This window comes from Rhodococcus sp. C26F (assembly GCF_053345925.1).
This window is the reverse complement of the sequence record NZ_JBKFBA010000005.1, coordinates 222434-247976: the sequence shown is the minus strand read 5'-3', so window position 1 is coordinate 247976 and position 25543 is coordinate 222434. Positions and strand designations below refer to the sequence as shown.

The 25543-nt window shown below is 69.3% G+C and carries 23 protein-coding genes and 1 tRNA gene; 21 read left to right on the top strand and 3 right to left on the bottom strand.

Annotated features, from left to right (window positions below; genetic code table 11):
• Positions 1–268: 268 nt before the first annotated feature.
• The 9 genes from ACLBYD_RS09490 (at position 269) to pdxS (ending at position 9111) form a co-directional block, all read left to right on the top strand.
• Positions 269–340, top strand: a tRNA-Val gene (locus ACLBYD_RS09490).
• Positions 341–579: 239 nt separating this feature from the next.
• Entirely contained in the window at positions 580–1230 is a 651-nt protein-coding gene (locus tag ACLBYD_RS09485; RefSeq protein WP_447816207.1) for a DUF742 domain-containing protein, read from the top strand.
• 139 nt (positions 1231–1369) lie between these two features.
• A complete protein-coding gene (thrS, locus tag ACLBYD_RS09480; RefSeq protein WP_447816206.1) occupies positions 1370–3448 on the top strand; it encodes a threonine--tRNA ligase in 2079 nt (692 codons plus the stop codon).
• A gap of 59 nt (positions 3449–3507) precedes the next feature.
• Complete coding sequence (locus ACLBYD_RS09475) at positions 3508–4029, top strand: HIT family protein (RefSeq protein ID WP_060653306.1); 522 nt, start codon at positions 3508–3510, stop codon at positions 4027–4029.
• A gap of 151 nt (positions 4030–4180) precedes the next feature.
• Positions 4181–4852 (top strand): phosphatidylinositol phosphate synthase, encoded by a 672-nt coding sequence (gene pgsA / locus ACLBYD_RS09470; RefSeq protein ID WP_447816205.1) that lies wholly within the window; start codon positions 4181–4183, stop codon positions 4850–4852.
• Positions 4849–5751: a phosphatidylinositol mannoside acyltransferase gene (locus tag ACLBYD_RS09465; protein ID WP_447816204.1), complete on the top strand. Its 903-nt coding sequence runs from the start codon at positions 4849–4851 to the stop codon at positions 5749–5751. The genes pgsA and ACLBYD_RS09465 overlap by 4 nt, the downstream gene beginning before the upstream one ends.
• Complete coding sequence (locus ACLBYD_RS09460; protein WP_231411668.1) at positions 5752–6879, top strand: glycosyltransferase family 4 protein; 1128 nt, start codon at positions 5752–5754, stop codon at positions 6877–6879. It begins immediately after the preceding gene.
• Complete coding sequence (locus ACLBYD_RS09455) at positions 6876–7958, top strand: NUDIX hydrolase (protein ID WP_447816202.1); 1083 nt, start codon at positions 6876–6878, stop codon at positions 7956–7958. Before ACLBYD_RS09460 ends, ACLBYD_RS09455 begins: the two co-directional genes overlap by 4 nt.
• Positions 7959–8208: 250 nt before the next feature.
• On the top strand, positions 8209–9111 hold the full coding sequence (gene pdxS, locus ACLBYD_RS09450) for a pyridoxal 5'-phosphate synthase lyase subunit PdxS (protein ID WP_447816201.1): 903 nt from the start codon (positions 8209–8211) through the stop codon (positions 9109–9111).
• A 5-nt stretch (positions 9112–9116) separates the two neighbouring features.
• Here the strand turns inward: pdxS and ACLBYD_RS09445 are convergent, their stop codons facing one another.
• Complete coding sequence (locus ACLBYD_RS09445) at positions 9117–10313, bottom strand: SpoIIE family protein phosphatase (protein WP_447816200.1); 1197 nt, start codon at positions 10311–10313, stop codon at positions 9117–9119.
• The gene (locus ACLBYD_RS09440; RefSeq protein WP_447816199.1) at positions 10310–11131 is read right to left on the bottom strand and encodes an alpha/beta fold hydrolase; all 822 of its coding nucleotides are present in this window, start codon (positions 11129–11131) and stop codon (positions 10310–10312) included. Before ACLBYD_RS09440 ends, ACLBYD_RS09445 begins: the two co-directional genes overlap by 4 nt.
• A 142-nt stretch (positions 11132–11273) precedes the next feature.
• On the opposite strand from ACLBYD_RS09440, the gene tesB reads away from it, so the two are divergent.
• From tesB to ACLBYD_RS09380, 12 genes are all read left to right on the top strand, one after another.
• Positions 11274–12098 carry an acyl-CoA thioesterase II gene (gene tesB, locus ACLBYD_RS09435; RefSeq protein WP_059381320.1) on the top strand — a complete coding sequence of 275 codons (825 nt, stop codon included), beginning with the start codon at positions 11274–11276 and terminating at the stop codon, positions 12096–12098.
• Positions 12099–12180: 82 nt separating this feature from the next.
• Positions 12181–12819 carry a pyridoxal 5'-phosphate synthase glutaminase subunit PdxT gene (pdxT, locus tag ACLBYD_RS09430; protein ID WP_447816233.1) on the top strand — a complete coding sequence of 213 codons (639 nt, stop codon included), beginning with the start codon at positions 12181–12183 and terminating at the stop codon, positions 12817–12819.
• Between the two features lie 105 nt (positions 12820–12924).
• Complete coding sequence (locus tag ACLBYD_RS09425) at positions 12925–13677, top strand: YebC/PmpR family DNA-binding transcriptional regulator (protein WP_006551388.1); 753 nt, start codon at positions 12925–12927, stop codon at positions 13675–13677.
• A 196-nt stretch (positions 13678–13873) separates the two neighbouring features.
• On the top strand, positions 13874–14452 hold the full coding sequence (gene ruvC / locus ACLBYD_RS09420; RefSeq protein WP_033096573.1) for a crossover junction endodeoxyribonuclease RuvC: 579 nt from the start codon (positions 13874–13876) through the stop codon (positions 14450–14452).
• Entirely contained in the window at positions 14449–15045 is a 597-nt protein-coding gene (gene ruvA, locus ACLBYD_RS09415) for a Holliday junction branch migration protein RuvA (RefSeq protein WP_106199921.1), read from the top strand. Before ruvC ends, ruvA begins: the two co-directional genes overlap by 4 nt.
• A 95-nt stretch (positions 15046–15140) precedes the next feature.
• A complete protein-coding gene (ruvB, locus tag ACLBYD_RS09410) occupies positions 15141–16238 on the top strand; it encodes a Holliday junction branch migration DNA helicase RuvB (protein ID WP_231782071.1) in 1098 nt (365 codons plus the stop codon).
• A 147-nt stretch (positions 16239–16385) separates the two neighbouring features.
• A complete protein-coding gene (gene yajC, locus ACLBYD_RS09405) occupies positions 16386–16715 on the top strand; it encodes a preprotein translocase subunit YajC (RefSeq protein ID WP_447816232.1) in 330 nt (109 codons plus the stop codon).
• 111 nt (positions 16716–16826) lie between these two features.
• On the top strand, positions 16827–18623 hold the full coding sequence (gene secD, locus ACLBYD_RS09400) for a protein translocase subunit SecD (protein ID WP_447816198.1): 1797 nt from the start codon (positions 16827–16829) through the stop codon (positions 18621–18623).
• Between the two features lie 2 nt (positions 18624–18625).
• Positions 18626–19828 (top strand): protein translocase subunit SecF, encoded by a 1203-nt coding sequence (secF, locus tag ACLBYD_RS09395; protein WP_447816197.1) that lies wholly within the window; start codon positions 18626–18628, stop codon positions 19826–19828.
• A gap of 1 nt (position 19829) precedes the next feature.
• A complete protein-coding gene (locus tag ACLBYD_RS09390; protein ID WP_447816196.1) occupies positions 19830–21581 on the top strand; it encodes an ABC transporter substrate-binding protein in 1752 nt (583 codons plus the stop codon).
• Positions 21578–22135 carry an adenine phosphoribosyltransferase gene (locus ACLBYD_RS09385; protein ID WP_016694929.1) on the top strand — a complete coding sequence of 186 codons (558 nt, stop codon included), beginning with the start codon at positions 21578–21580 and terminating at the stop codon, positions 22133–22135. Before ACLBYD_RS09390 ends, ACLBYD_RS09385 begins: the two co-directional genes overlap by 4 nt.
• A 104-nt stretch (positions 22136–22239) precedes the next feature.
• Complete coding sequence (locus tag ACLBYD_RS09380) at positions 22240–24552, top strand: RelA/SpoT family protein (protein ID WP_060653184.1); 2313 nt, start codon at positions 22240–22242, stop codon at positions 24550–24552.
• 34 nt (positions 24553–24586) lie between these two features.
• On the opposite strand, the gene ACLBYD_RS09375 is transcribed toward ACLBYD_RS09380, so the two are convergent.
• Positions 24587–25384, bottom strand: a complete 798-nt coding sequence (locus ACLBYD_RS09375) for a peptidylprolyl isomerase (protein WP_447816195.1) — start codon at positions 25382–25384, stop codon at positions 24587–24589.
• Positions 25385–25543 lie beyond the last annotated feature (159 nt).

Below are 25543 nucleotides of genomic sequence, written 5' to 3'. Positions count from 1 at the left end.
GAGCCCGCGTCCCCCGCTCGTAGTCGCTCCGGCCGGCACTTGCGTCCTCCGGTCCTCCCGAGCGGAGGGCCGTCCACGTCCCGGGGCTCCGGGTGCGTCTTCTCGTCTCCTCGAGCACGGTCTCCTGCCCGCTCGCGTACGCGCGCGTGAGGCACCGCTCGAACGCGCTGCGCGGAACATCGCGTCGAAACGCTGGGACCAGGCGATTCGTCTTCGTGGCGGGAGCGTGTTAGTGTTCCATCTCGTTCGAGCCGCTGCGAAGCGGCCCGGTCCCGTGGCTCAGTGGAAGAGCGTCCCGTTCACACCGGGGAGGTCGCTGGTTCGATCCCAGCCGGGACCACCGAGATCGACAGTGACGAAAGGCACCCCCGCAGGGGTGCCTTTTTTCGTACCTTGATGAAATCGTTGAGCGTGCGTGGCGCCCGGTCGGGTGGGTCGCCCGCGAGCGCTTGTTTCCTTCGAACCGCAACGGCCCCATCGGGCTCGACCACGCGTGTCGTGTGGGCACAGCTGTGGTGCTTGTGGCCGAAGTGCGCGTAGTGATGGCAGGATCGTGGTCGTCGAGGAGGACACGTCCGGATGAGCGTTGCGGACAGCGAATGGCCGGTCGTGGGGGCGACCGGAGCGAGATTCGGATCCGGTCGGTCCCGTCGACGTCGGCGACCGGCGGATCACGCCGTGCCGGTACGGAATCACCGCGAGCCGGGCCCCGTCGTGGACGAGGTCACGGCAGCCGAGATGTACCGGCCCGCAGCGCAGCCGGTCGACACAGCGCAGCCGGTCGACACAGCGCAGCCGGTCGACAGAGCGCTGTCGGTCGGTACAGCGCAGGCGGCCGGCCGGAATGCGGGCACCGGGACCAGTGTGGGAATCGAGGACATGAACCAGCCAGAGACGTCGTCGTTCGTGCGGCCGTTCGTGCGGAGCGGGGGACGCACCCGAGCCGAGGTGGAGCTGCCTCTCGAAGTGCTCGTGTCGGCCGTCCCCTCCGCGATGGGCAGTGAGTCCGGTCCGGCGATGGACGAGCATCGCCTCGTGCTGGCGTTGTGCGCCCAGCCGAGATCGATCATGGAGATCGCGGCCCTCGCGCAGATCCCGCTCGGTGTCGCGCGCGTGCTCGTCGGGGATCTCGCGGCGACCGGCGAGATCACCGTGCACCGCACGGCCGACAAGGTGGGACCGAACGTCGAACTGCTCGAACGGGTACTGACGGGTCTCAACCACCTCTGAGGACTTCGCGGCTCCCTGTGTTCGCGGTCCGCGCGGATGTCGATAGCATGATGAAGTTGCCGTGTGCTCGCGGTCGTCGACCGCAGCACGTGCCCGGCGACGACCACGTATCAGGCATCGAGCCGAGGAGTCCGTCACAGTGACCACGCCCGCATCCGCGAAACCAGCCACGATCGTCCGGGTGCCCGCGGGGACCACTGCGGGCGCGGCGGTCCGTGACGCGGGTCTGCCCACCAAGGGACCCGAGACGATCGTGGTCGTCCGCGACTCCGAAGGCGCGCTGCGCGATCTGTCCTGGACGCCCGAAGCGGACGTCGAGGTCGAGGCCGTCGGCGCCGACACCGAGGACGGCCGCAGCGTCATCCGTCACTCGGCCGCCCACGTGCTCGCGCAGGCCGTGCAGCAGGAGTTCCCGGAGGCCAAGCTCGGCATCGGCCCGCCCATCCGCGACGGTTTCTACTACGACTTCCAGGTCGAGCGTCCCTTCACGCCCGAGGATCTCGCGAAGCTCGAGAAGCGGATGAAGAAGATCGTCAAGGACGCCCAGCGCTTCTCGCGTCGCGTCGTCGACAGCCTCGAAGACGCCCGTGAGGAACTGAAGGACGAGCCGTTCAAGCTCGAACTCATCGACGACAAGGCAGGAAGCAGTGACTTCGAGCCGGACTCCGAGGTGATGGAGGTCGGCGGCAAGGAACTGACCATCTACGACAACCTCAACCCGCGCACGGGTGAGCTCGTCTGGAAGGACCTGTGCCGCGGCCCGCACGTGCCCACCACCAAGTTCATCCCGGCCTTCAAGCTCACGCGCAGCTCCGCGGCCTACTGGCGCGGCGACCAGGACAACGCCGGCCTGCAGCGCATCTACGGCACGGCCTGGGAGTCCACCGAAGCGCTCGACGCGCACCTCGAACTCCTCGCCGAGGCCGAACGCCGCGACCACCGCAAGCTCGGCAACGAGCTCGACCTGTTCTCGTTCCCAGACGAGCTCGGTTCGGGTCTGCCCGTCTTCCATCCCAAGGGCGGCATCATCCGCCAGGAGATGGAGAACTACTCGCGTCAGCGGCACGTCGAGGCCGGCTACGAGTTCGTGTACTCGCCGCACATCACCAAGGGCCAGCTGTACGAGGTCTCCGGTCACCTCGACTGGTACCGCGACGGCATGTTCCCGGCGATGCACATCGACGAGGAGCTCAACGAGGACGGCACCGTCCGCAAGCCGGGCCAGGACTACTACCTCAAGCCCATGAACTGCCCGATGCACGACCTGATCTTCCGGTCGCGCGGGCGCTCCTACCGCGAACTGCCGCTGCGCATGTTCGAGTTCGGTTCGGTCTACCGCTACGAGAAGTCCGGTGTCGTCCACGGCCTGACTCGCGTGCGCGGCATGACGCAGGACGACGCGCACATCTTCTGCACCCCCGAGCAGATGCGCGACGAGCTCACCAGCGTCCTGAACTTCATCCTCGACCTGCTCAAGGACTACGGGCTCGACGACTACTACCTCGAACTGTCGACGAAGAACCCCAAGAAGTTCGTCGGCAGCGACGAGCTGTGGGACGTCGCGACCGAGACGCTGCGGGAGGTCGGTGAGGCCTCCGGCCTCAACCTCGTGCCCGACCCGGGCGGAGCCGCCTTCTACGGCCCGAAGATCTCGGTGCAGGTCAAGGACGCGCTCGGCCGCAGCTGGCAGATGTCGACGATCCAGCTCGACTTCAACCTGCCCGAGCGGTTCGAACTCGAGTACACCGGCGCCGACGGTGCCAAGCACCGCCCCGTCATGATCCACCGCGCACTGTTCGGTTCCATCGAACGGTTCTTCGGTGTGCTCACCGAGCACTACGCCGGTGCCTTCCCCGCGTGGCTCTCGCCCGTGCAGGTCGTGGGCATTCCCGTGGCCGCCGACTTCGAGGGCCACCTGTTCGACGTCGTCGGCAAGCTCGAGGCGCAGGGGATCCGCGCCGAGGTCGACGTCTCCGACGACCGCATGCAGAAGAAGATCCGCACCCACACCACGCAGAAGGTGCCGTTCATGCTGCTCGCCGGCGAGCGCGACGTCGCGGCCGGCGCGGTCAGCTTCCGCTTCCGCGACGGCACGCAGGTCAACGGCGTGCCCGTCGACGAGGCCGTGCGAATCGTCACCGAGTGGGTCCGCCGCCGCGAGAACGCCTCGCCCACCGCCGAACTCGTCGGTTCCGGCGGGGAAGGCAGCCCGTCGTGACGGGCGACCGTACCCCGGGGCCCGCCGACATCCCAGCGACCGACGACAGTCCCGCCTCGATGGTCGACCGCGGCGTGGGGGAGTCCGACCACCTGCAGCGCCTGTGGTCGCCTCATCGCATGTCGTACATCACCGAGTCCCCGCGGGGTCGCGACGAGCCGTACGAGCCTTTCACCGACATCCCGAAGATGTCCGACGAGGAGGGCCTCGTCGTCGCACGCGGCGAACTGGTGTACGCGGTGCTCAACCTGTACCCGTACAACCCGGGTCATCTGATGGTCGTACCGTATCGCCGGGTGGCCAACCTCGAGGACCTGACGCCCGAGGAGAGCGCCGAACTCATGCAGTTCGCGCAGCGGGCGCTCCGCGTCATCAAGCGCGTCTCGCGTCCGCACGGCTTCAACGTCGGCCTCAACCTCGGTGCCGCGGCGGGAGGCTCGCTGGCCGAGCATCTCCACCTGCACGTCGTGCCGCGCTGGGGCGGCGACGCCAACTTCATCACCGTCCTCGGTGGGTCGAAGGTCATGGTGCAGCTGCTGCGCGACACCCGTGCACTGCTCGCCTCGGCATGGGACGAGTGACAGCCCTCCCCGAGTCGTCGCGATCGCATCGCACGGCCGTGGTGCCGTTCGCGTGCCGATCCGCTGCGGGCCGACTGCGCATTTCCGGCCCTACTCGTGGCAGGATCGGATTCCGGACACAACGGTCGGACAGGAAGACAGGGGTCGCGGGATGCTGAGCTTCTTCGGGCGTGCGTCGGTGTCGAAGGTCACCGCGCCGCTCGGCAAGGCGCTGATCCGTACCGGCCTGACTCCGGACGCCGTCACACTCGTCGGCACCGTCGCCACGATCGCCGCCGCCGTGACCCTGTTCCCCATGGGACACCTGTTCTGGGGTGCGATGGTCATCTGGCTGTTCGTCATGTTCGACATGCTCGACGGCGCCATGGCCCGGGCCCGCGGTGGCGGAACGCGCTTCGGCGCGGTTCTCGACGCGACCTGCGACCGGGTCGCCGACGGCGCGATCTTCGGTGGTCTCGCGTGGTGGGCCGTCTACCACGAGCAGAGCCGCCCGTTGTTCGTCGCCACCCTCGTCTGCCTCGCGACGTCGCAGGTCATCTCGTACGCGAAGGCGCGGGCCGAAGCGAGTGGACTGTCCGCCGACGGCGGTCTGATCGAACGACCCGACCGGCTCGTGATCGTGCTCGTCGGCGCCGGTCTCACCGGCCTCGGACTCGACTGGGCGATCCACATCGCGATGTGGCTGCTCGTCGTCGGATCGGTGATCACCGTCTTCCAGCGGGTTCTCGCCGTCCGCAACTCCGCGGGTGCGCGCGAACTGCTTCCCATCACACCCCCGGCCGGCGGGACGACGGAGACCCGGGACGACGGGGGAGCGCAGTGAGTGTCCGCGAGAAGGCGTCCGATCTCGCGTACGCGGGTGGCTGGCGTCTGGTCCGGGCACTGCCCGAGGGTGTCGCGCGACGGTTGTTCGACGCCGGCGCCGACTATGCGGCGCGCCGTGGCGGCGGACCGCAGCAACTGCGCCGCAACCTCGCGCGGGTGCTCGGGGTGCAGCCGCACGAGGTGCCCGACGATCTGATCCGCCGGTCGGTCCGGTCCTACGCGCGTTACTGGCGTGAGGCGTTCCGCCTGCCGGCGATGGATCTCGACGCGACCGCGAAGTCGATCGATTCGTCCATCGAAGGCCGCGAGCACATCGAGGCGGCGCTCGCCTCCGGTCGCGGCGCGATCCTGGCCCTGCCGCACAGCGGGAACTGGGATCTCGCCGGCGTGTGGTGCGTCCGCTACTTCGGCGGGCTGACCACAGTCGCCGAGCGCCTGCGGCCCGAGTCGCTCTACCGTCGCTTCCTCGACTACCGCGAGGGGCTCGGCTTCGAGATCTTCCCCTCGAGCGGCGGGGAGACGCCGCCGTTCGGGGAGCTGGCCGCGCGGTTGCGCGACAACCGGATCGTGTGCCTGCTCGGCGAACGCGACCTCGCCCGCAAGGGAGTGCCGGTCACCTTCTTCGGCGAACCCACCCGCATGCCCGCCGGACCGGCGAAACTGGCCATCGACACCGGTGCGGCACTGTTGCCGGTGCACTGCTGGTTCACCGAGGACGGCTGGGGGTTCCACGTGGATCCGGAGCTCGACGTGAGTGTCGGGATCGACGCTGCCACACAGGCCCTCGCCGACCGGTTCGCCGCCAACATCGCCGCCCACCCCGAGGACTGGCACATGCTGCAACCGTTGTGGCTCGACGACCTGTCGGAGGCTCGCCGCGCCCGGATGGAGGCGTAGGTGAGGATCGGGATGGTCTGCCCGTACTCCTTCGACGTTCCCGGTGGAGTACAGGCACACGTCGTGGATCTCGCGGAGGTCCTCATCGGCCGCGGGCACGAGGTGAGTGTGCTGGCACCCGCGTCGGAGACGACGCCCCTGCCCGACTTCGTCGTCTCCGCCGGTCGCGCCGTCGCGATCCCGTACAACGGGTCCGTCGCGCGCCTGAGTTTCGGTCCGGTCTCCTATGCCCGGGTCCGCCGCTGGATCAACGACAACGATTTCGACGTCCTCCACATCCACGAACCGAACGCGCCGAGCCTGTCGATGCTCGCGCTCAAGGTGGCGGAAGGACCGATCGTCGCGACCTTCCACACGTCGACGACGAAATCGCTGGTGCTCAGCACCTTCCAGGGTGTCCTGCAGCCCTATCTCGAGAAGATCAGCGGCCGGATCGCGGTGTCCGAGCTGGCCCGGCGGTGGCAGGTCACCTCTCTCGGTGCCGATGCGGTCGAGATCCCCAACGGTGTCGACGTGCCGTTCTTCCGGCACGCCCCGCTGCTGCCGGGTTACCCGCGAGCGGGCCGCACGGTGCTCTTCCTCGGCCGGTACGACGAACCCCGCAAGGGCATGGAGATCCTGCTCGGCGCGTTGCCGGCGCTCGTCGCCCGACATCCCGACATCGAGATCCTCGTGGTCGGGCGCGGTGACGAGGACCGCTTGCGGAAGGAAGCGGGACGCTACTTCCGGCACCTGCGGCTGCTCGGGCAGGTCGACGACGACGAGAAGGCGTCCGCGATGCGCAGCGCCGACGTGTACTGCGCGCCGAACCTCGGTGGTGAGAGCTTCGGCATCGTGCTCGTCGAGGCCATGGCCGCGGGAACGGCGGTCGTCGCCTCCCAGCTCGACGCCTTCCGCCGGGTGCTGCGCGACGGGCAGGCCGGGGTCCTCGTCCCGGTCGGCGATGCCGATGCGCTCGCGCGTGGACTCCTCGAGGTCCTCGACGACGACGACCGCCGGCAGGCATTGGTCGACTTCGGATCCACGGTGGTCGAAGCGTACGACTGGCCGGTGGTCGCGGATCAGATCCTGCGGGTCTACGAGACCGTCACCGTCGGCGCCGGCCCGGTGCGGGAGGTCCGGTCGTGACACTCAGTGCAGCGACGATCCTCGTCCTGTCGCTGATCGCCGCCGTGGTCGTGGCGATCGGTGTGTGGGCCTATTCCACCGCCAACCGACTCGACCGCCTCCATGTGCGCTCGGATCTGTCCTGGCAGGCACTCGATGCGGCCCTGGCACGTCGTGCGGTGGTCGTGCGGAGCATCGCCGCGTCGATCCCGGTTCCGGAGGGACGCGCACTCGCCCTACTCGCCGACACCGCGGAGCGGGCCGACCGCGACCGGCGCGAGGAAGCCGAGAACGCGTTGTCGGCCGCCCTGGCCCGGCTCGAGACCGGCCGGCTGCGTCCCCAGCTCGTGGCCGAACTCGCCGACGCGGAGGCGCGGGTGCTCATTGCCCGCCGGTTCCACAACGACGCGGTACGCGACACCCTGGCGCTGCGCACCCGACGGCCGGTCCGCTGGCTGCACCTCGGGGGAACCGCCCCGCTGCCCACCTATTTCGAGATTGCCGAGCGGGCGGGTGCGGTCGCCACCGCGCCTCCGGCCGTTCCCGGCACGTCCCCTTCCTCAGGCGCGGCCCCTGCTCCCGCTGCGCGGACCACCCCGGTGCCGGATCGGGCACGCACGTCGGCTCGCGTCGTGGTGCTCGACGAGGACGGCCGGGTCCTGCTGCTGCGCGGACACGACCCCACAGTGCCCGAGCGGCACTTCTGGTTCACGATCGGCGGCGCCGTCGAACCCGGCGAGGACCTGGCGACGGCCGCGCTCCGGGAGCTCGCCGAGGAGACCGGCCTGCGGATCGAGCGCGACCTCCTGTGCGGGCCGATGTGGCGGCGCGTGGCCGTCTTCCCGTTCAACGGTGAGGTCCTGCACTCGGAGGAGCTGTTCTTCGCGGTGCGGGTGCCGTCCTTCGAACCCGCTGCGGACGGCTTCACCGATCTCGAGCGGAGCATGCGCCTCGAACATCGCTGGTTCGACGACGACGAACTGCAGACGCTGGTGCGGTCCGGGAACCCGGTCTACCCGCACGATCTGCCCGAGCTGCTCGACGAGGCGAGGCAGGTCGCGACGCGGCGGCTCGAGCCGGAGATCCGCGCGATCCACTGAAATTTTGAACCCTTTCGGTCCGGCCGCAGGGCCCCTTACGTAGAGGTCCAGTTCGCGAAACTGGACGGTTCCTCTCGGGAACGCGCAGGATCTTCAATGCCCGTCCGAGGAGTGGACCGGTGTGATGCAGTCCAGTTGTTCCGAACTGGCTATAGGACCGGCTCAGCTGCGCCCCTAGGCTCGGTTCCGCTGTCCGTCGCCCGTGCGCCGGCAGCTTTCGCCGATCCGTCCACCGAGGAGGACTCCCATCGTGACCAGCCCCGACACCGCCCCCGTCACCGGTACCGCCCGCGTCAAGCGCGGCATGGCCGAGATGCTCAAGGGCGGGGTGATCATGGACGTGGTGACCCCCGAACAGGCGAAGATCGCCGAGGACGCCGGCGCGGTGGCGGTCATGGCCCTCGAACGCGTGCCCGCCGACATCCGCGCGCAGGGCGGCGTGTCGCGCATGAGCGATCCCGACATGATCGACGGCATCATCGAGGCCGTCTCGATCCCCGTCATGGCCAAGGCGCGCATCGGCCACTTCGTCGAGGCGCAGGTCCTGCAGGCCCTCGGGGTCGACTACATCGACGAGTCGGAGGTGCTCACCCCCGCCGACTACGAGAACCACATCGACAAGTTCTCGTTCACCGTGCCGTTCGTGTGCGGCGCCACGAATCTCGGTGAGGCACTGCGCCGTATCAACGAGGGCGCGGCGATGATCCGCTCCAAGGGCGAGGCCGGCACCGGCGACGTCTCGAACGCCACGACCCACATGCGTCGGATCCGCCAGGAGATCCGGCGCCTGACCTCGCTTCCCGAGGACGAGCTCTACGTCGCCGCCAAGGAACTGCAGGCCCCCTACGACCTCGTCGTCGAGGTCGCCCGCGCCGGCAAGCTGCCCGTCACCCTCTTCACTGCCGGTGGAATCGCCACCCCCGCCGACGCGGCGATGATGATGCAGCTCGGCGCCGAGGGCGTGTTCGTCGGATCCGGAATCTTCAAGTCGGGCAACCCCGCCCAGCGTGCGGCCGCGATCGTCAAGGCCACCACCTTCCACGACGATCCCGACGTGCTCGCGAAGGTCTCGCGGGGCCTCGGCGAAGCGATGGTCGGTATCAACGTCGACGAGATCCCGCAGCCCCACCGGCTCGCCGAACGCGGCTGGTGATCGTTCTACCGGGGCGCGTGCAGGGCGAGCAGGGCGACGTCGTCCTGCACGCCCGCCCCGAGCGTCGCGAGCGCCTCGCGGACGGCCGCGACCGCTTCCGTCGCGCTCGTCGGCTTCGATGCGCGGACGTGGTCGAGGAGCCGGTCCTCCCCGAAGCGTTCGCGGGTCTCACCGGAGACGAGGGCCTCGGTCACCCCGTCGGTGTACAGCAGCAGCGTGTCGCCGGGGCGCAGCGCGAAGGTGTGCTCGACGAGCCGCGGCGTGGGCAGCATTCCGATCAGCTGTCCGCCGATCGTGGGGAGATAGTCGACGTTGCCGTTCGCGCGCACGAGGAGCGGCGGCGGATGCCCACCCGAGGCGAGACGGATGTCGACCCGTCCGGTGTCCGGATCGGGCGCGACCGTACCGAAGGTGAGCGTGCAGAAGGGAGCTCGCGTCTCGCTGTCGCGTTCGTCGAGCAGGGTGGTGTTGAGCGTCCTGAGCGCCGCGGACGGGAACGTCTCGTAGACCGCCGCGGCGCGCAGCGTGTAGCGGACGATCGACGTCACCGCCGCTGCGCGAGCGCCCTTTCCGCACACATCGCCGAGGAACAGCCCCCACGTGCCGGCGCGCGCGGGGAACAGGTCGTAGAAGTCGCCGCCGACCTCGTCGGGGGACGCGATGTGGTAGTACGCGTCGACCTCGAGTCCCGGTACCGCGGGCAGGCTCGGCGGAAGAAGGGTCGCCTGGAGCGTGGCGTTGATCTTGCGGAGCCGCTCACGTTCGAGTTCGGCCTCGCGACGGGCACGGAGCAGTTCCGTCTCGTAGGCGCGGCGCTCGCGGGCATCGAACAGCATCGTGCGGATCAGCGCGGGCCTGCCCTCGGCGTCCGGCTCGACCACCGAGGCGGCCAGGACCGGCAGCCGGGTCCGGTCGGCACGGACGAGTTCGAGGGCGATCCCGTTGATCTGTCCGTGCATGAGGAGGAGCGGCGCGTAGTGGGTCTCGTGGTAGATGCGGCCGCCCACGCTGAGAAGGTCCGAGAAGTACCGCTTGCCGACCAGTTCGTCGCTCGTGAACCCGAGCCAGTCCGTCAAGGTCCGGTTCACCTCCGTGATCCGGCCGTCCGGGAGCGTCGTCAGGAATCCGCACGGCGCGTTGTCGTACAGCGCGTCGCCGTGTCGGATACGGGGATCGAGGGTTCGATCGGTCGTCGCCGTCACCCCGATCGGCGCGCGAACGCCGCGATCGCGGCTGCTGTCTCTTCGGGTGCGCTGAGCTGCGGGCAGTGGCCGGTCGCGTTCAGGGTCACGAGTTCGCTCCCGGGGATCTGCTCGTGAACGAAGGCACCGACCTCGCGCGGGGCGATCGCATCGTGGGCGCACTGGGCGACGAGCGTGGGCACAGACACCGCGGCCAGGTCGGAGCGGTTGTCGGACAGGAAGGTCACCCGGGCGAAGACGCGCGCCACCTCAGGATCTGTGCGGCAGAAGATCTCGGCGAGTTCGTCGCCGAGCTCCGGCCGATCGGGATTGCCCATGATGACCGGCGCCATGGCCTCGGTCCAGCCGAGATAGTTCGCCTCGAGGGATTCGAGCAGCTCGTCGATGTCGTCGGCGCTGAACCCACCCCGGTAACCGGTGGCCGGATCGTCGATGAAGCACGGGGACGGCGCGAGCAGCACGAGACCGGAGAAGACCTCGGGGGCAGCGGCCGCCGCGAGGACACCGATCGACGCGCTGACCGAGTGGCCGACGAAGAGCACCGGACCGAGATCCAGGCTTCGGCACAGGTCCACGATGTCCTCGGCGTAGGTCTCCATCCGCGAGTAGCGCTGGGAGTCCCAGGCGGTCGCATCCGAACGCCCGGAGCCGACGTGGTCGAACCGCACCACGGTGAAGTCGGGTTCGAGCAGCGGGATCATCAGGCGCCACAGGTGCTGGTCGCAGCCGAAACCGTGCGCGAGGACGACCACCGGGCCCTGTCGGTTGCCCGTGATCGTCACACTGTTCCTGCGCACCACATCGGTGACTTGTCGCATTGCACCCCCTCCGTTCTCCCGAGGGTGTCATATTCGCTACTCGATAGCGATCCCGGTTCTCTCGCCACTTCCCGGGGACACGGCGTTCGGCACGCGTCCGTGCAGCTAGCCTTCTTGCGTACGGTGCACAGAAGGAGTTCCCATGGCGAAGATCGAGCAGATCCTGGCGCTCGAACAGATCGAGAACGACATCTTCCGGGGCATAGCGACGGAGACGTTGCTGCCGCGGACGTTCGGTGGTCAGGTGGCCGGTCAGGCGCTCGTGTCGGCGGTCCGCACCGTCGATCCCGCATTCGGGGTCCACTCGCTGCACGGCTACTTCCTCCGGCCGGGGAACCCGACGATGCAGATCGTCTACCTCGTCGACCGGATCCGCGACGGCCGCTCCTTCTGCACCCGGCGCGTGACGGCCGTCCAGGACGGCAAGGCGATCTTCACCATGTCGGCGTCGTTCCACGTACGCGACGAGGGGATCGAGCACCAGGACACGATGCCGCGGGTGCCGGCTCCGGAGGAACTGCCCGATCCGGAGACCGTGGTCGACGACGCGACCCTGCTGTGGGCGAAGAAGGAATGGGCCGAATGGGACTTCCGGTTCGTTCCCCGCGACCGGATGGACTCGTCGAGCAGGATGGCCGCACAGCAGCAGCTGTGGTTCAAGTCCCGCGAGATCCTCCCCGACGACCCGGTCTTCCACGTGTGCACGCTCGCGTACATGAGCGACATGACGTTGCTCGGCTCGGCGAGTGTCGGCCACGACGACGAACGGACGCAGGGTGCATCCCTGGACCACGCGATGTGGTTCCTGCGGCCGTTCCGCGCCGACGACTGGCTGCTCTACGACCAGACGTCACCCTCCGCCGGGCTGGGGCGCGCACTGACCCAGGGGCGGATCTTCGATCGCAACGGCAACATGGTCGCGGCGGTGGTGCAGGAAGGACTCACGCGGTACCTGCGCGAGTCCTGAACGAGGGCGTCCCCGACGAGGACGTCCCCACAAAGTGCCTGCGCATCGGCGACCCCGCACGGACAGGCAGGCAACGGTGACCATTTCCTCTCCCACGATCGGCGTTCTGGCACTGCAGGGCGACGTCCGCGAGCACCGCAGCGCCCTCGAGGCGGCGGGCGCGCGGACGATCGCGGTGCGGCGCGAGCGCGAACTCGACGAGGTCGACGGCATCGTCCTCCCCGGTGGGGAGTCCACGACGGTCAGCCGCCTGTTGCGCGTGTTCGACCTGCTCGAGCCGTTGCGGACCCGGTTGAAGGCGGGCCTGCCCGCCTACGGTTCGTGCGCCGGCATGATCCTGCTCGCCTCCCGGGTGCTCGACACCACCGAGGACGCCGAACACCTCGACGCCCTCGACATCGTGGTGCGCCGCAATGCCTTCGGCCGGCAGGTCGACTCGTTCGAGACCGACCTGCCGATGACGGGTCTCGGCGACGGGCCGGTGCGCGCGGTGTTCATCCGAGCCCCGTGGGTGGAGGAGATCGGGCCCGACGTGGAGGTCCTGGCCACGGTTCCGGACGGGCCGGCGGCGGGTCGGGTGGTCGCGGTGCGTCAGGGTGCCGTGATCGCGACCTCCTTCCATCCCGAGATCACCGGCGACCATCGCGTGCATCGGCTGTTCGTGGAGACCGTGCGCTCGGCGACCCGACCTCGGGTGCGCCCGACGGCCTCGGCGACATGACGACACGGCCACCGTGCCGGTGGCCCACACCGGGAGCGAGTAGAATCGACGCTCCGACCTGTCGGTTGACGCCGACCACACTTCGCCGGAAGGGGCTCGAAGCGAATGAGCGGCCACTCCAAATGGGCCACCACCAAGCACAAGAAGGCGGTCATCGATGCCAAGCGCGGCAAGATGTTCGCGAAGCTCATCAAGAACATCGAGGTGGCGGCTCGGACCGGCGGTGGCGACCCGGCGGGTAACCCGACCCTGTTCGACGCCATCCAGAAGGCGAAGAAGAGCTCGGTCCCGAACGACAACATCGAGCGTGCCCGCAAGCGTGGCGGCGGTGAGGAAGCCGGCGGTGCCGACTGGCAGACCATCACCTACGAGGGCTACGGCCCCAACGGTGTCGCGCTGCTCATCGAGTGTCTGACCGACAACCGCAACCGCGCCGCCGGCGAGGTCCGCACGGCGATGACCCGCAACGGCGGCAACATGGCCGATCCGGGTTCGGTCGCCTACCTGTTCACCCGCAAGGGCGTCGTCGTGCTCGAGAAGAACGGCCGCTCCGAGGACGAGATCCTCGAGGTCGTCCTCGAAGCGGGTGCCGAGGAGATCAACGATCTCGGCGACTCCTTCGAGATCGTCTCCGAGGCGTCCGACCTGATCGCCGTGCGTACGGCTCTCGTCGACGCCGGCATCGACTACGACTCGGCCGACCCCGATTTCCGGGCATCCGTCGAGGTGCCGGTCGACGCCGAGGGTGCACGCAAGGTCATGAAGCTGGTCGACGCGCTCGAGGACTGCGACGACGTGCAGAACGTCTACACGAACGTCGACATCTCCGACGACGTCCTCGCCGAACTCGACGCCTGAGCGACGCTCTCGTCGTACTCGTCCACGAGCGACGCTCGTCGTACTTGTCACAGCGGCCGGGGTCGCGTGTCGGTCTCCCGGCACCCGATCCCGGCCGCTATGCTCTCGAACAGGCGTTCGCAATCGTGCGAAGCGAGGTCGGGCCCGTCGAAGGCGTCGGAAACCGGCCGTATTCAGGTGTCGAGAGGTGAGTCGGGTGCGCGTGATGGGTGTCGACCCCGGTCTGACCCGCTGTGGTCTGGGGATGGTCGACACGGGACGCGGACGCGACGTGATCCCCGTCGCCGTCGGTGTCATCCGCACCTCGCCCGAACTCGACCTCGAGCACCGGCTCCTCAAGGTCTCCGACTCGGTCGAGGAGTGGATGGACCGCTACAAGCCCGACGTCGTCGCGATCGAGCGCGTGTTCTCCCAGCACAACGTGCGCACCGCGATGGGCACCGCGCAGGCCGGCGGCGTCGTCGCCCTGGCTGCGGCGCGTCGCTCGATCCCGGTCATGTTCCACACGCCGAGCGAGGTGAAGGCCGCGGTCACCGGCAGTGGCACGGCCGACAAGAAGCAGGTGACCACGATGATCACCCGCATCCTCAAGCTCGACGCCGCGCCGAAGCCCGCCGACGCCGCCGACGCGCTCGCGCTGGCCGTCGCACACTGTTGGCGGGCCCCGCTGATCGCCAGACTCGCGGCCGCCGAAGCTGCGGCCGCCCAGCAGAAGAAACGCTACGAGGAGCGGCTGCGCGAACAGTCGGCCGCACGGAAGGCAGGTAGCCGGTGATCGCCTCGGTACACGGCGAGGTACTCGACATAGCCCTCGACCACGTGGTGATCGAGGCGGGTGGGATCGGCTATCGGATCAACACCACACCCGCGACCCTCGCCGGTCTCCGGCGCGGCGAGCAGGCCAGACTCGCCACCGCGATGATCGTGCGCGAGGACTCCATGACGCTGTACGGCTTCGTCGACGCGGAGGCGCGCGAGTTGTTCGGCCTGCTGCAGACGGTCAGCGGCGTCGGTCCCCGGCTCGCCATGGCCACGCTCGCCGTCCTCGAACCCGATGCGCTGCGTGCGGCTCTCGCCGACGGCAACACCGCGGCGCTGACGCGGGTGCCCGGGATCGGCAAGCGCGGCGCCGAACGCATGATCGTCGAACTGCGCGACAAGGTCGCGGCCTTCGGCGCGACCGGATCGTCGCCCGTCGCGGCCGGTGCCTCGCCGCTGCGCGACCAGATCGTCGAGGCGCTGGTCGGTCTCGGCTTCACGCCGCGTCAGGCCGAACCGGCCGCCGACAAGGTCCTCACCGAGGACCCGGGCGCCGACGTCTCGACGGCACTGCGCTCGGCGCTCAAGCTGTTGGGTAGGTCGCGGTGACCGACGAGTACCGTGAGTTCGAGGCCGCAGGAGCGGCCCGCGAATTCGATGCTGCATCGGCCGACCGCGAGCAGTCGCCGGTCACGGCGGAGCACCTGCCCTCCGACAGTGATATCGAGACCAGCCTGCGTCCGACCAGCCTCGACGACTTCATCGGGCAACCACGGGTCCGCGAGCAGTTGCAGCTCGTCCTGCGAGGAGCGAAGCTGCGCGGCGGCACTCCCGATCACATCCTCCTGTCCGGTCCGCCCGGTCTCGGCAAGACGTCGATGGCGATGATCATCGCCGCCGAACTCGGCACGTCACTGAGACTGACCTCCGGTCCCGCGCTCGAACGCGCCGGTGATCTCGCTGCGATGCTGTCGAACCTCGCGGAGGGCGACGTGCTGTTCATCGACGAGATCCACCGCATCGCCCGACCGGCCGAGGAGATGCTGTATCTGGCGATGGAGGACTTCCGCGTCGACGTCGTGGTGGGCAAGGGGCCCGGCGCGACGTCCATCCCGCTCGAGGTCGCACCCTTCACCCTCGTCGGCGCGACCACCCGTTCCGGTGCCCTCACCGGCCCGCTGCGCGACCGGTTCGGTTTCACTGCGCACATGGACTTCTACGAGCCCCCCGAGCTGCAGCGCATCCTGCACCGCTCCGCATCGATCCTCGGGATCGATCTCCGCGACGACGCCGCCGCGGAGATCGCCGGTCGCTCCCGCGGCACGCCGCGTATCGCCAACCGGTTGCTGCGCCGCGTCCGCGACTACGCCGACGTGCGCGCCGACGGTGTCGTGACCCGGGCCGTGGCCCAGGCCGCGCTCGAGGTGTACGACGTCGACCCGATCGGTCTCGATCGTCTCGACCGCGCCGTTCTCGGCGCACTCGTCCGCAGTTTCGGTGGTGGCCCGGTCGGCGTGTCGACACTCGCGGTGGCCGTGGGGGAGGAGCCCGCCACCGTCGAGGAGGTGTGCGAGCCGTTCCTGGTCCGTGCCGGCATGGTCGCGCGCACTCCGCGCGGACGTGTCGCGACGCAGGCCGCCTGGTTGCAGCTCGGCCTCACCCCGCCGCCGGAGGCCGCCACCGGGGGCATCGAGGTGCGTGCGCGCGAACCACAGCTCGAGCTGTTCGAGGACGACCCGGACACGACCCTCGAGGGCGGTGTCGATCCGTCCGACCCGGACGATCCGGACGTACGGCGGTAGGACCCTCGCCCGGGGAATGGCACACTGGTCTACTGCGTCGGTCCGTGGAGGCCGATCCCGACGTCGTGGTGCCGCATGCGCCACCACGACCCGCTGGTGTCGCTCGCGTCACCACCCACCGACAACGACCGAGGACTGACTTCAACGATGGAACTGCTCTTCCCTCTCCTGATCCTGGCACTGCTCGTCCCGACCTTCCTGGGCGTGCGGCGTCAGAAGAAGGAGATGCAGAAGGTGACGGCGCTGCAGGACTCCCTGCGCATCGGCGACCGCGTGATGACCACCGCGGGTCTGCACGCCACGGTGGCCGCCCTCGCCGACGACACCGTCGATCTCGAGATCGCGCCGGGTGTCGTGACGACCTGGTCGCGTCAGGTCATCCGGGAGCGCGTCGAGACCGAGACCCCGCAGGATCCGGATCTGCTCCGCAAGGACGACGATGCGAACCCGCCGGAGGGACGTCCGACCGAGTACTGACAGCCGATTCGCGACGCACGGTTTCGGCACCGGAGTCCTCCGGTGCCGGTGCCGAGCGCCGCGCGACTGCACCCGACCACCACTCACTCGCATCGAGGAGACTGACAGACCGTGGCACCTTCCAACGGATCGGTGCATCCCGTGCGCGCTCTCGCCCTGTTCGGGGTGATTCTCGCCGCGTTGTATGCACTGGTCTTCTTCACCGGGGACAAGTCGCCCACCCCGAAGCTGGGCATCGACCTGCAGGGTGGCACCCGCGTCACCCTCACCGCGCGAACCCCCGACGGGAGCAGCCCGAGTCCGGACAGCCTCCGCCAGGCCCAGCAGATCATCGAGACCCGCGTCAACGGGCTCGGTGTGTCGGGTTCGGAGGTGATCGTCGAGGGCGACAACCTCGTGATCACCGTCCCGGGTGAGGACAGCGCCCAGGCCAGGACGCTGGGCCAGACCGCCCGGCTGTACATCAGGCCGGTGATCGGGGGACCGATCGACGCGAACATGACCGCCGAGGATCTCGCCGAGCAGCCCGGTGCCGGTACCCCCGAGGGCGGGCTGCCCGCAGAACCGGCCCCTGCCGAACCGGCACCCGGAGAACCCGCGCCGGCCGACCAGGCTCCGCCCGCCGACGCACCCGAACCGCAGGGACGTCCGTTCCCGGCGCAGGATCCCACCGTGCCCACCGATGCCCCGGCACCGGCCGAGACGCCCGAGGCCCCCGTCGAGGCGCCCCAGGCTCCGGCCGAGCCCACCGGAGCACCCGAGGCTCCCGAGAACGACGGCTCGCTCACGCCGCAGGAACAGGCGGCTGCCGACATCGCCACGGCCAAGGCCACCCGTCAGAGCGAGGACCCCGCGGTGCAGCAGGCCGCGGCTCTCGCGCTCGACTGCTCCGCCGCCGACCCGCTCGCGGGCAACGACGACCCGGCGCTTCCGCTCGTCGCGTGCTCCACGGACGGCACCGCGATCTACCTGCTCGGTCCGAGCATCATCGACGGTCAGCAGATCGACGACGCGACCTCCGGCTTCAACCAGCAGCAGTCGCGCTACGAGGTCAGCCTGACCTTCGACAGCGAGGGCAGCAACACCTGGGCGCAGTTCACGGCCGCGAACATCGGTCAGCAGGCCGCCTTCGTGCTCGACTCGAAGGTCGTCAGCGCCCCGGTGATCCAGGGCGCCACGCCCGCCGGCAGTGCAACCTCGATCACCGGCCAATTCACGAACACGCAGGCCGCCGAGCTCGCGAACACCCTCAAGTACGGCTCGCTGCCGCTGTCGTTCGTGGCGTCCGAAGCCGAGACCGTCTCCGCGACACTGGGTCTGGCCTCGCTCGAGGCCGGCCTGATCGCCGGTGCGGTGGGCCTGGCCCTCGTGCTGCTCTTCTGCCTCGCCTACTACCGGATGCTCGGACTGCTCACCGCGCTGTCGCTCGTCCTGTCGGGCCTGGCGGTCTACGCGGTCATGGTGCTGCTCGGCAGATACATCGGGTTCACGCTCGACCTCGCCGGCGTCGCCGGTCTCATCATCGGTATCGGCATGACTGCCGACTCGTTCGTCGTGTTCTTCGAACGGATCAAGGACGAGATCCGTGAGGGGCGGAGTTTCCGTTCCGCGGTGCCGCGCGGTTGGGCCCGTGCCCGCCGGACGATCCTGTCCGGTAACGCGGTCAGCTTCATCGCCGCCGCCGTGCTCTACGTCCTGGCCGTCGGTCAGGTCCGCGGCTTCGCGTTCACCCTCGGCCTCACCACGATCCTCGACGTCGTCGTCGTGTTCCTGGTGACCTGGCCGCTGGTGTTCCTGGCCTCGAAGTCGAAGTTCTGGTCCAAGCCGAGCGTGAACGGTCTGGGCGCGATCCAGCAGGTGGCCGACGAGCGTCGTCTCGTCGCCGCGACCGCTGCGAAGGAGGCGTGACGATGACCGACACGACCACGACGACGGCCGCGCCGCAGCACAGCCGGCTGTCCCGTCTGTACACCGGCACGGGCGCCTTCGAGATCGTCGGACGCCGCAAGCGGTGGTACATCGTCACCGCGGTGATCGTGTTGATCGCCCTGCTCAGCATGCTGCTGCGCGGATTCAGCTGGGGTATCGACTTCGAGGGCGGCACCCGCATCCAGATGCCGGCCGTGCCGGGCGTCTCCGTCGAGGAAGTCGAGACCGTCTTCAGCGACACCATCGGCTTCGAACCCGAGGCGGTGCAGACTGTCGGCGCCGGCGACGGAGCGACCGTCCAGATCCGGTCGGAGACCCTCGACGGCGAGCAGGTCGCCGAGCTGCAGACCGCGCTGTTCGAGGAGTTCCAGCCCGCCGGGCCGGACGGTGAGCCGTCCCGCAACTCGATCAGCGTCGCCGACGTCAGCGAGACGTGGGGAAGCCAGATCACCAACAAGGCGCTCATCGCGCTGGTGGTCTTCCTCGTCATCGTCAGCATCTACATCACGATCCGATACCAGCGGAACATGGCGCTCGCAGCGATCACGGCCCTGTTCTTCGACATCATCGTGACAGCGGGTGTCTACGCCCTCGTCGGCTTCGAGGTCAGCCCTGCGACCGTCATCGGTCTGCTCACGATCCTCGGTTTCTCGCTCTACGACACGGTCGTCGTCTTCGACAAGGTCGAGGAGAACACCCGCGGCATCCTGCACCTGCACCGCCGCACCTACGCCGAGCAGGCCAACCTCGCCGTCAACCAGACGCTCATGCGCTCGATCAACACCACGATCATCTCGGTGTTGCCGGTGCTGGCCCTGATGGTCATCGCGGTGTGGCTCCTCGGTGTGGGCACGCTCAAGGACCTCGCCCTCGTCCAGTTGGTCGGCATCGTCGTCGGTACCTTCTCGTCGATCTTCTTCGCGACCCCGTTGCTGGTTACGCTCGAGGAATGGCGTGGTCCGGTCGCGAAGCACACCCGCAAGGTGCTTGCCAAGCGGGAGGAGGCCGCCGCCCGCGCGGCGAAGGCCGGGACGACGGCCGGATCGCAGTCGGCCGACGCGGTCGACGCAAAGGTGGTGCCGACGGTGCAGGGCGCCGGATCCCTGCCCGACCGGGCGACGGTCCGTCGCGGCCCCGCCCCCGGGGCACGACCCACCGGAAAGCGCGGCAAGAGAAGGTCCTGACATGGCGGTGAGCGAGCGGAACGACCCGACGACGACGCGGTCGCCGAGGCGCCGCGGCACGCTCCTCGCGTGCGCGGCGGTGGCCTCGACACTTGCGTTCTCCACCGTCGCGTGCGGCACGGACGAGGAACCGGTGCACTCGATCGGGTACGCGATCGACAACACGGTGACGACCTACAACGCCAACACCGTCGACGGTGCGGCCTCGGGCGCGCGCCAGGCGTTCGCCCGGGTGCTGCCGGGCTTCGGCTACGTCGGTCCGTCGGGCCGGGTGATCGCGGACACCGACATCGGCACCGCCTCGGTCGTGCCCGGTGAGGGGCTCACCGTGCAGTACCGCCTGTCGCCGGACGCGGTCTACTCCGACGGTGTGCCCATGTCCTGCGACGACCTCGTCCTGGCCTGGGCTGCGTCGAGCGGACGCTTCACCGCTCCCGACGAGTCCGGCGAGCAGGTCCCGCTGTTCGACGCCGCCCATCGTGGTGGTTACGCCGACATCGACCGGGTCGACTGTCAGCCCGGGTCGAAGGAGGCCACCGTCGTCTTCCGGCCCGGCCGCGAGGACACGAACTGGAAGGCGCTGTTCGGGGCCACCGAGCTGATGCCGGCCCACGTGGCGGCAGGACGGTCGGGTGTGTCCGACCTGGTCGGAGCGATCACGGCGAACGACACCGAGGCCGTCCGGCGCATCGCGGAGTTCTGGAACACCGGCTGGAGCCTCACCCCGGGTGAGATCGATCCGGCGCTGTTCCCGTCCGCGGGCCCGTACCGCCTCGAGTCGTACACCGCCGAGGACGGCCTGACGCTCGTCGCGAACGAGCGGTGGTGGGGGAACGCCCCGGGCACCGACCGCATCGTCGTCTGGCCGCGCGGCACCGACACGTCCGCGGCCGCGGAGGACGGCCGCATCCACGTCGTCGACGTGGCCGAGGGATCCGTCGGCCACAGCAACCTCGGCGACGGCGCCGACGTCTCCACCGTCGTCTCACGCAACCTCGAGCAACTGGTGTTCGCCACGAGCGGTGTCTTCCAGGACCCGGCGGCGCGCCGCGCCGTCGCCCTGTGCACGCCTCGCACACAGCTGTTCGACGAACTCGGCGCGTCCGACGAGTCGAACGGCGTCACGGGCCCGATCACCTCGCGGCTCCTGGCGCCCGACTCGCCGTTGTACCCGCAGACCGTGCCGACCGCCGAACGCTACGCCGAGGTCGACATCGACGCCGCGCGTTCCGAACGTGAGGCCTCCGGTCAGGACCGCATGCAGGTCCGCATCGGCTATCTCGGACCGGACGAGCGCCGCGCGCGCACCGTCGAGCTGATCGGCGAGTCCTGCCGCGAGGCGGGCATCGAGATCGTCGACGCCGGCTCCGACACCTTCAGGCCGTCGCAGCTGACGGCGGGGGAGGTCGACGCGATCCTCGTCGGGACGGCCACGGCCGCCGGTGCCGGTGGCGCCGCCGACATGGAGCACGCCCGCGACGCACTGCACTCCGGGGCCGGCAGCAACGTCGGCGGTTATTCGATCGGCCGCGTCGACGAACTGCTCGACGGCCTGCTCGTGGCGAAGGACAACGCGGCCATCGCGGGACTCGCGACCGAGGCCGAACGCATCCTGTGGGGCGACGTCCCCACCCTGCCCCTGTTCGCGCAGCCCCGCACGATCGGGTTCGCGGCGGGAATGCATGCCGGGATGCCCAACCCGACGACCGCGGGTGCGGGCTGGAACATGGACCGGTGGATACTCGGAGGATGAACGCTCAACGGATCGGCGACCCGCGGCTCGTCGAGGAAGCTGCCGTGGCCGTCGCCGAACACACCCGATGGGTCGACGATTTCCCGACCGCGGGTGTCCGTTTCGCCGACCTGACGCCCGTCTTCGCCGACGGACCGTCCTTCTCGGCCGTGATCGCGGCGCTGGCCTCCGCGGCGCCCGACGCCGAACTCGTCGCCGGTATCGATGCGCGCGGCTTCCTCCTCGGCGGCGGCATCGCCCGCACCCTCGGGGTGGGCGTGCTCGCCGTCCGCAAGGCGGGCAAACTCCCGCCGCCCGTCCAGACCTGTGAATACAGCCTCGAATACGGCACCGCCGCGATCGAGATCCCGGGCGACTGGATGGCCCTCCAGGGCCGCAAGGTGCTCGTCGTCGACGACGTCCTCGCGACCGGCGGAACCCTCGCCGCGACCGTCGAACTGCTCGAACGCGTCGGCGCCGAGGTCGTCGGGATCACCGTCGTCACCGAGATCGAAGCCCTCGGTGGTCGGGCGCGGCTGCAGAAGTACCCGCTCACGTCTCTCGTGCGGATCTGAGAGATAGAGTTGCCACAGGTGCCGGTGAACCCGCCGGGCCCGTACGGTCCGGACATGCGCATCGGTGACGAACCGGGTTCGCAGCCGCGACGGGAGGTGGAGGCATGACCCAGAATCTCGATCGGTCCCACAATTCCGGTCAGAACCCGACCCCCACACCGGCATCGACCTCCGCGTCGAGGCGGGTACGCGCCCGCCTGGCGCGACGCATCACCGGTCAGCGGGGCACGAGCCTCAAGCCGGTCCTCGAGCCGCTGGTCACCATCCACCGCGAGCTGTATCCGAAGGCCGACCTCTCGCAGCTGCAGCGGGCCTACGACGTCGCCGAGGAACGGCACGCCAGCCAGAAGCGCAAGTCCGGCGATCCGTACATCACCCATCCGCTGGCGGTCGCCACGATCCTCGCCGAACTCGGCATGGACACCACGACCCTCGTCGCGGCACTGCTCCACGACACCGTCGAGGACACCGGGTACACGCTCGAGCAGCTCACCGCCGAGTTCGGTGAAGAGGTCGCGCATCTCGTCGACGGCGTCACCAAACTCGACAAGGTCGTGCTCGGCTCGGCCGCCGAGGGCGAGACCATCCGCAAGATGATCATCGCGATGGCGCGCGACCCTCGGGTGCTCGTCATCAAGGTCGCCGACCGCCTGCACAACATGCGGACCATGCGCTTCCTGCCTCCCGAGAAGCAGGCCCGCAAGGCACGGGAGACCCTCGAGGTCATCGCCCCGCTGGCCCACCGCCTCGGGATGGCGACGGTCAAGTGGGAGCTCGAGGACCTCGCCTTCGCGATCCTCCACCCGAAGAAGTACGAGGAGATCGTCCGGCTCGTCGCGACCCGCGCGCCGTCGCGCGATACCTACCTGGCCACCGTCCGCGACGAGATCGGGCGGACACTCTCGGCGTCGCGGATCGACGCGGTCGTCGAGGGCCGACCCAAGCACTACTGGTCGATCTACCAGAAGATGATCGTCAAGGGGCGCGACTTCGACGACATCCACGACCTGGTCGGCGTGCGCATCCTGTGCAACGAGATCCGCGACTGCTACGCGGCCGTCGGTGTCGTGCACTCGCTGTGGCAGCCCATGGCGGGACGGTTCAAGGACTACATCGCCCAGCCCCGCTACGGCGTCTACCAGTCGCTGCACACCACCGTCATCGGTCCCGAGGGCAAGCCGCTCGAGGTGCAGATCCGCACGCACGAGATGCACCGCACCGCCGAGTTCGGCATCGCCGCGCACTGGCGGTACAAGGAGACCAAGGGACGCCACTCGGGTGATGTCGCCGAGCTCGACGACATGGCCTGGATGCGGCAGCTCCTCGACTGGCAGCGGGAAGCGGCCGACCCGGGGGAGTTCCTCGAATCGCTCCGCTACGACCTGGCGGTCAAGGAGATCTTCGTCTTCACGCCCAAGGGCGACGTGATCACGCTGCCCTCCGGCTCGACGCCCGTGGACTTCGCGTACGCCGTGCACACCGAGGTCGGGCACCGCTGCATCGGTGCCCGGGTCAACGGCCGCCTCGTGGCCCTCGAACGCAAGCTCGAGAACGGCGAGGTCGTGGAGGTCTTCACCTCCAAGGACCCCAACGCCGGCCCGAGCCGCGACTGGCAGTCGTTCGTCGTCTCACCCCGCGCCAAGGCGAAGATCCGGCAGTGGTTCGCCAAGGAACGTCGCGAGGAGGCCCTCGAATCCGGCAAGGACGCCATCGCGAAGGAGGTCCGTCGCGTCGGTCTGCCGTTGCAGCGCCTGATGAACGCCGACCTGATGGTCGCGGTCGCCAAGGAACTGCGCTACGCCGATGTCTCGGCGCTGTACACCGCGGTCGGTGAGCACCATGTCTCGGCGCACCACGTCGTGCAACGGCTGGTCGCGCTGCTCGGCGGGGTCGGCGGTGTCGAGGAGGAGCTGGCCGAGCGGTCGACCCCGTCGACCATCCCCACCCGCTCGCGGCACAGCGGCGACTCCGGTGTCCTCGTGCCGGGCGCACCGGGCACGGTCTCGAAACTCGCCAAGTGCTGCACGCCCGTCCCCGGCGACGAGATCATGGGCTTCGTGACCCGCACCGGAGCGGTGAGCGTGCACCGCACCGACTGCACCAACGCCGGGTCGCTGCGGGAGCAGTCGGAGCGCATCATCGAGGTGCAGTGGGCGCCCTCGCCGTCGTCGGTCTTCCTCGTCGCGATCCAGATCGAGGCCCTCGACCGGCACCGCCTGCTGTCGGACGTCACGAAGGCGCTCGCCGACGAGAAGGTCAACATCCTGTCGGCCTCGGTGACGACCACGGGCGACCGGGTCGCGGTGAGCCGGTTCACCTTCGAGATGGGCGATCCGAAGCATCTCGGACACGTGCTCAATGTCGTCCGCAACGTCGAGGGCGTCTACGACGTCTACCGGGTGACCTCGGCAGCCTGATCGCCCCCCTGATCGCCCCGTTCACGTCGCTCCGTCACCGTACGGCTCCGATCACGACGGGCGTCGTGGGTACGCCACCCCCGAGCGGGCTGGAACCGTCGTGTCCGTTCGCGGCGGCCGCGTCGAGCACCGGCATCCCGGCATCGGCGATGCGGCCGAAGGCCGTGAAGTCCGGGCGCAACAGCGAATCTCCGAGCAGCAGGAAGAACTGGCTGCCGTTGCTGTTCTCCACCCCGGCATTGGCCATCGCGATCGTGCCGCGCGGATACAGCACCGCCGGCGGGAGATAGGACGTCGCCGCCTCCGCATCGAACTGGGGCACCGGGTACTCGTCCGCGAAGGTGTAACCGGGACCGCCGGATCCCGTGCCGGTCGGGTCGCCGCACTGGTAGAGCTCACCGCCCGGATCGGTTGCGAGACGGTGGCAGGACGTGCCGTCGTAGAACCCGCGACGCGCGAGATCGACGAAGCTGTTGACCGTGCACGGCGCCTGGGCCCGATCGAGCACGAGCGGGATCGCCCCGATCGACGTCTCGAGGGTCAAGTCGACGATGCCCACGGTCGATGTGGTCGACGGGGGACGAGCACCACCCTTGTCGACGTACTCGCACGTCACGGTCGGTGCCGGTGGGGCCGGGACCTCGGGGAGTCCCCGATAGATGGACAGATCGCGCGGGGGAGCCGACCGTGGCTGTGCGGCCTCGGTGACCTTCGTGGTCGCGGAACCGGCGTCCTGCGCACAACCGCCGAGCAACGCTGCGACGGCGACGAGACAGAGCGGAACAACGGTGCGGAGCCGGGACGCGAACCGCCGCTCAGTGGTGTGGATCACAGAATCGGGACGCTATCGGAACCCTGCACGAACCGATAGGTGCCGAGTGCGGATCGGTGAACAATCACCCCCGAGATCACCCCGTGAGGTGGTGTGGTCCAGCGGATCTCGTACCGGACGGTAGCATCCACGCCTTCGGAGCCCTGAAGACGCCGACGT

Excerpts from the sequence above, each read along its gene's own strand:
- ACLBYD_RS09425 (WP_006551388.1), top strand. The coding sequence starts at position 12,925 with ATGAGCGGCCACTCCAAATGGGCCACCACCAAGCACAAGAAGGCGGTC.
- ACLBYD_RS09475 (WP_060653306.1), top strand. The coding sequence starts at position 3,508 with ATGGTCGACCGCGGCGTGGGGGAGTCCGACCACCTGCAGCGCCTGTGG.
- secF (WP_447816197.1), top strand. The coding sequence starts at position 18,626 with ATGACCGACACGACCACGACGACGGCCGCGCCGCAGCACAGCCGGCTG.
- tesB (WP_059381320.1), top strand. The coding sequence starts at position 11,274 with ATGGCGAAGATCGAGCAGATCCTGGCGCTCGAACAGATCGAGAACGAC.
- ACLBYD_RS09390 (WP_447816196.1), top strand. The coding sequence starts at position 19,830 with ATGGCGGTGAGCGAGCGGAACGACCCGACGACGACGCGGTCGCCGAGG.
- ACLBYD_RS09440 (WP_447816199.1), bottom strand. The coding sequence starts at position 11,131 with ATGCGACAAGTCACCGATGTGGTGCGCAGGAACAGTGTGACGATCACG.
- ACLBYD_RS09485 (WP_447816207.1), top strand. The coding sequence starts at position 580 with ATGAGCGTTGCGGACAGCGAATGGCCGGTCGTGGGGGCGACCGGAGCG.
- yajC (WP_447816232.1), top strand. The coding sequence starts at position 16,386 with ATGGAACTGCTCTTCCCTCTCCTGATCCTGGCACTGCTCGTCCCGACC.
- ACLBYD_RS09385 (WP_016694929.1), top strand. The coding sequence starts at position 21,578 with ATGAACGCTCAACGGATCGGCGACCCGCGGCTCGTCGAGGAAGCTGCC.
- pgsA (WP_447816205.1), top strand. The coding sequence starts at position 4,181 with ATGCTGAGCTTCTTCGGGCGTGCGTCGGTGTCGAAGGTCACCGCGCCG.
- ACLBYD_RS09380 (WP_060653184.1), top strand. The coding sequence starts at position 22,240 with ATGACCCAGAATCTCGATCGGTCCCACAATTCCGGTCAGAACCCGACC.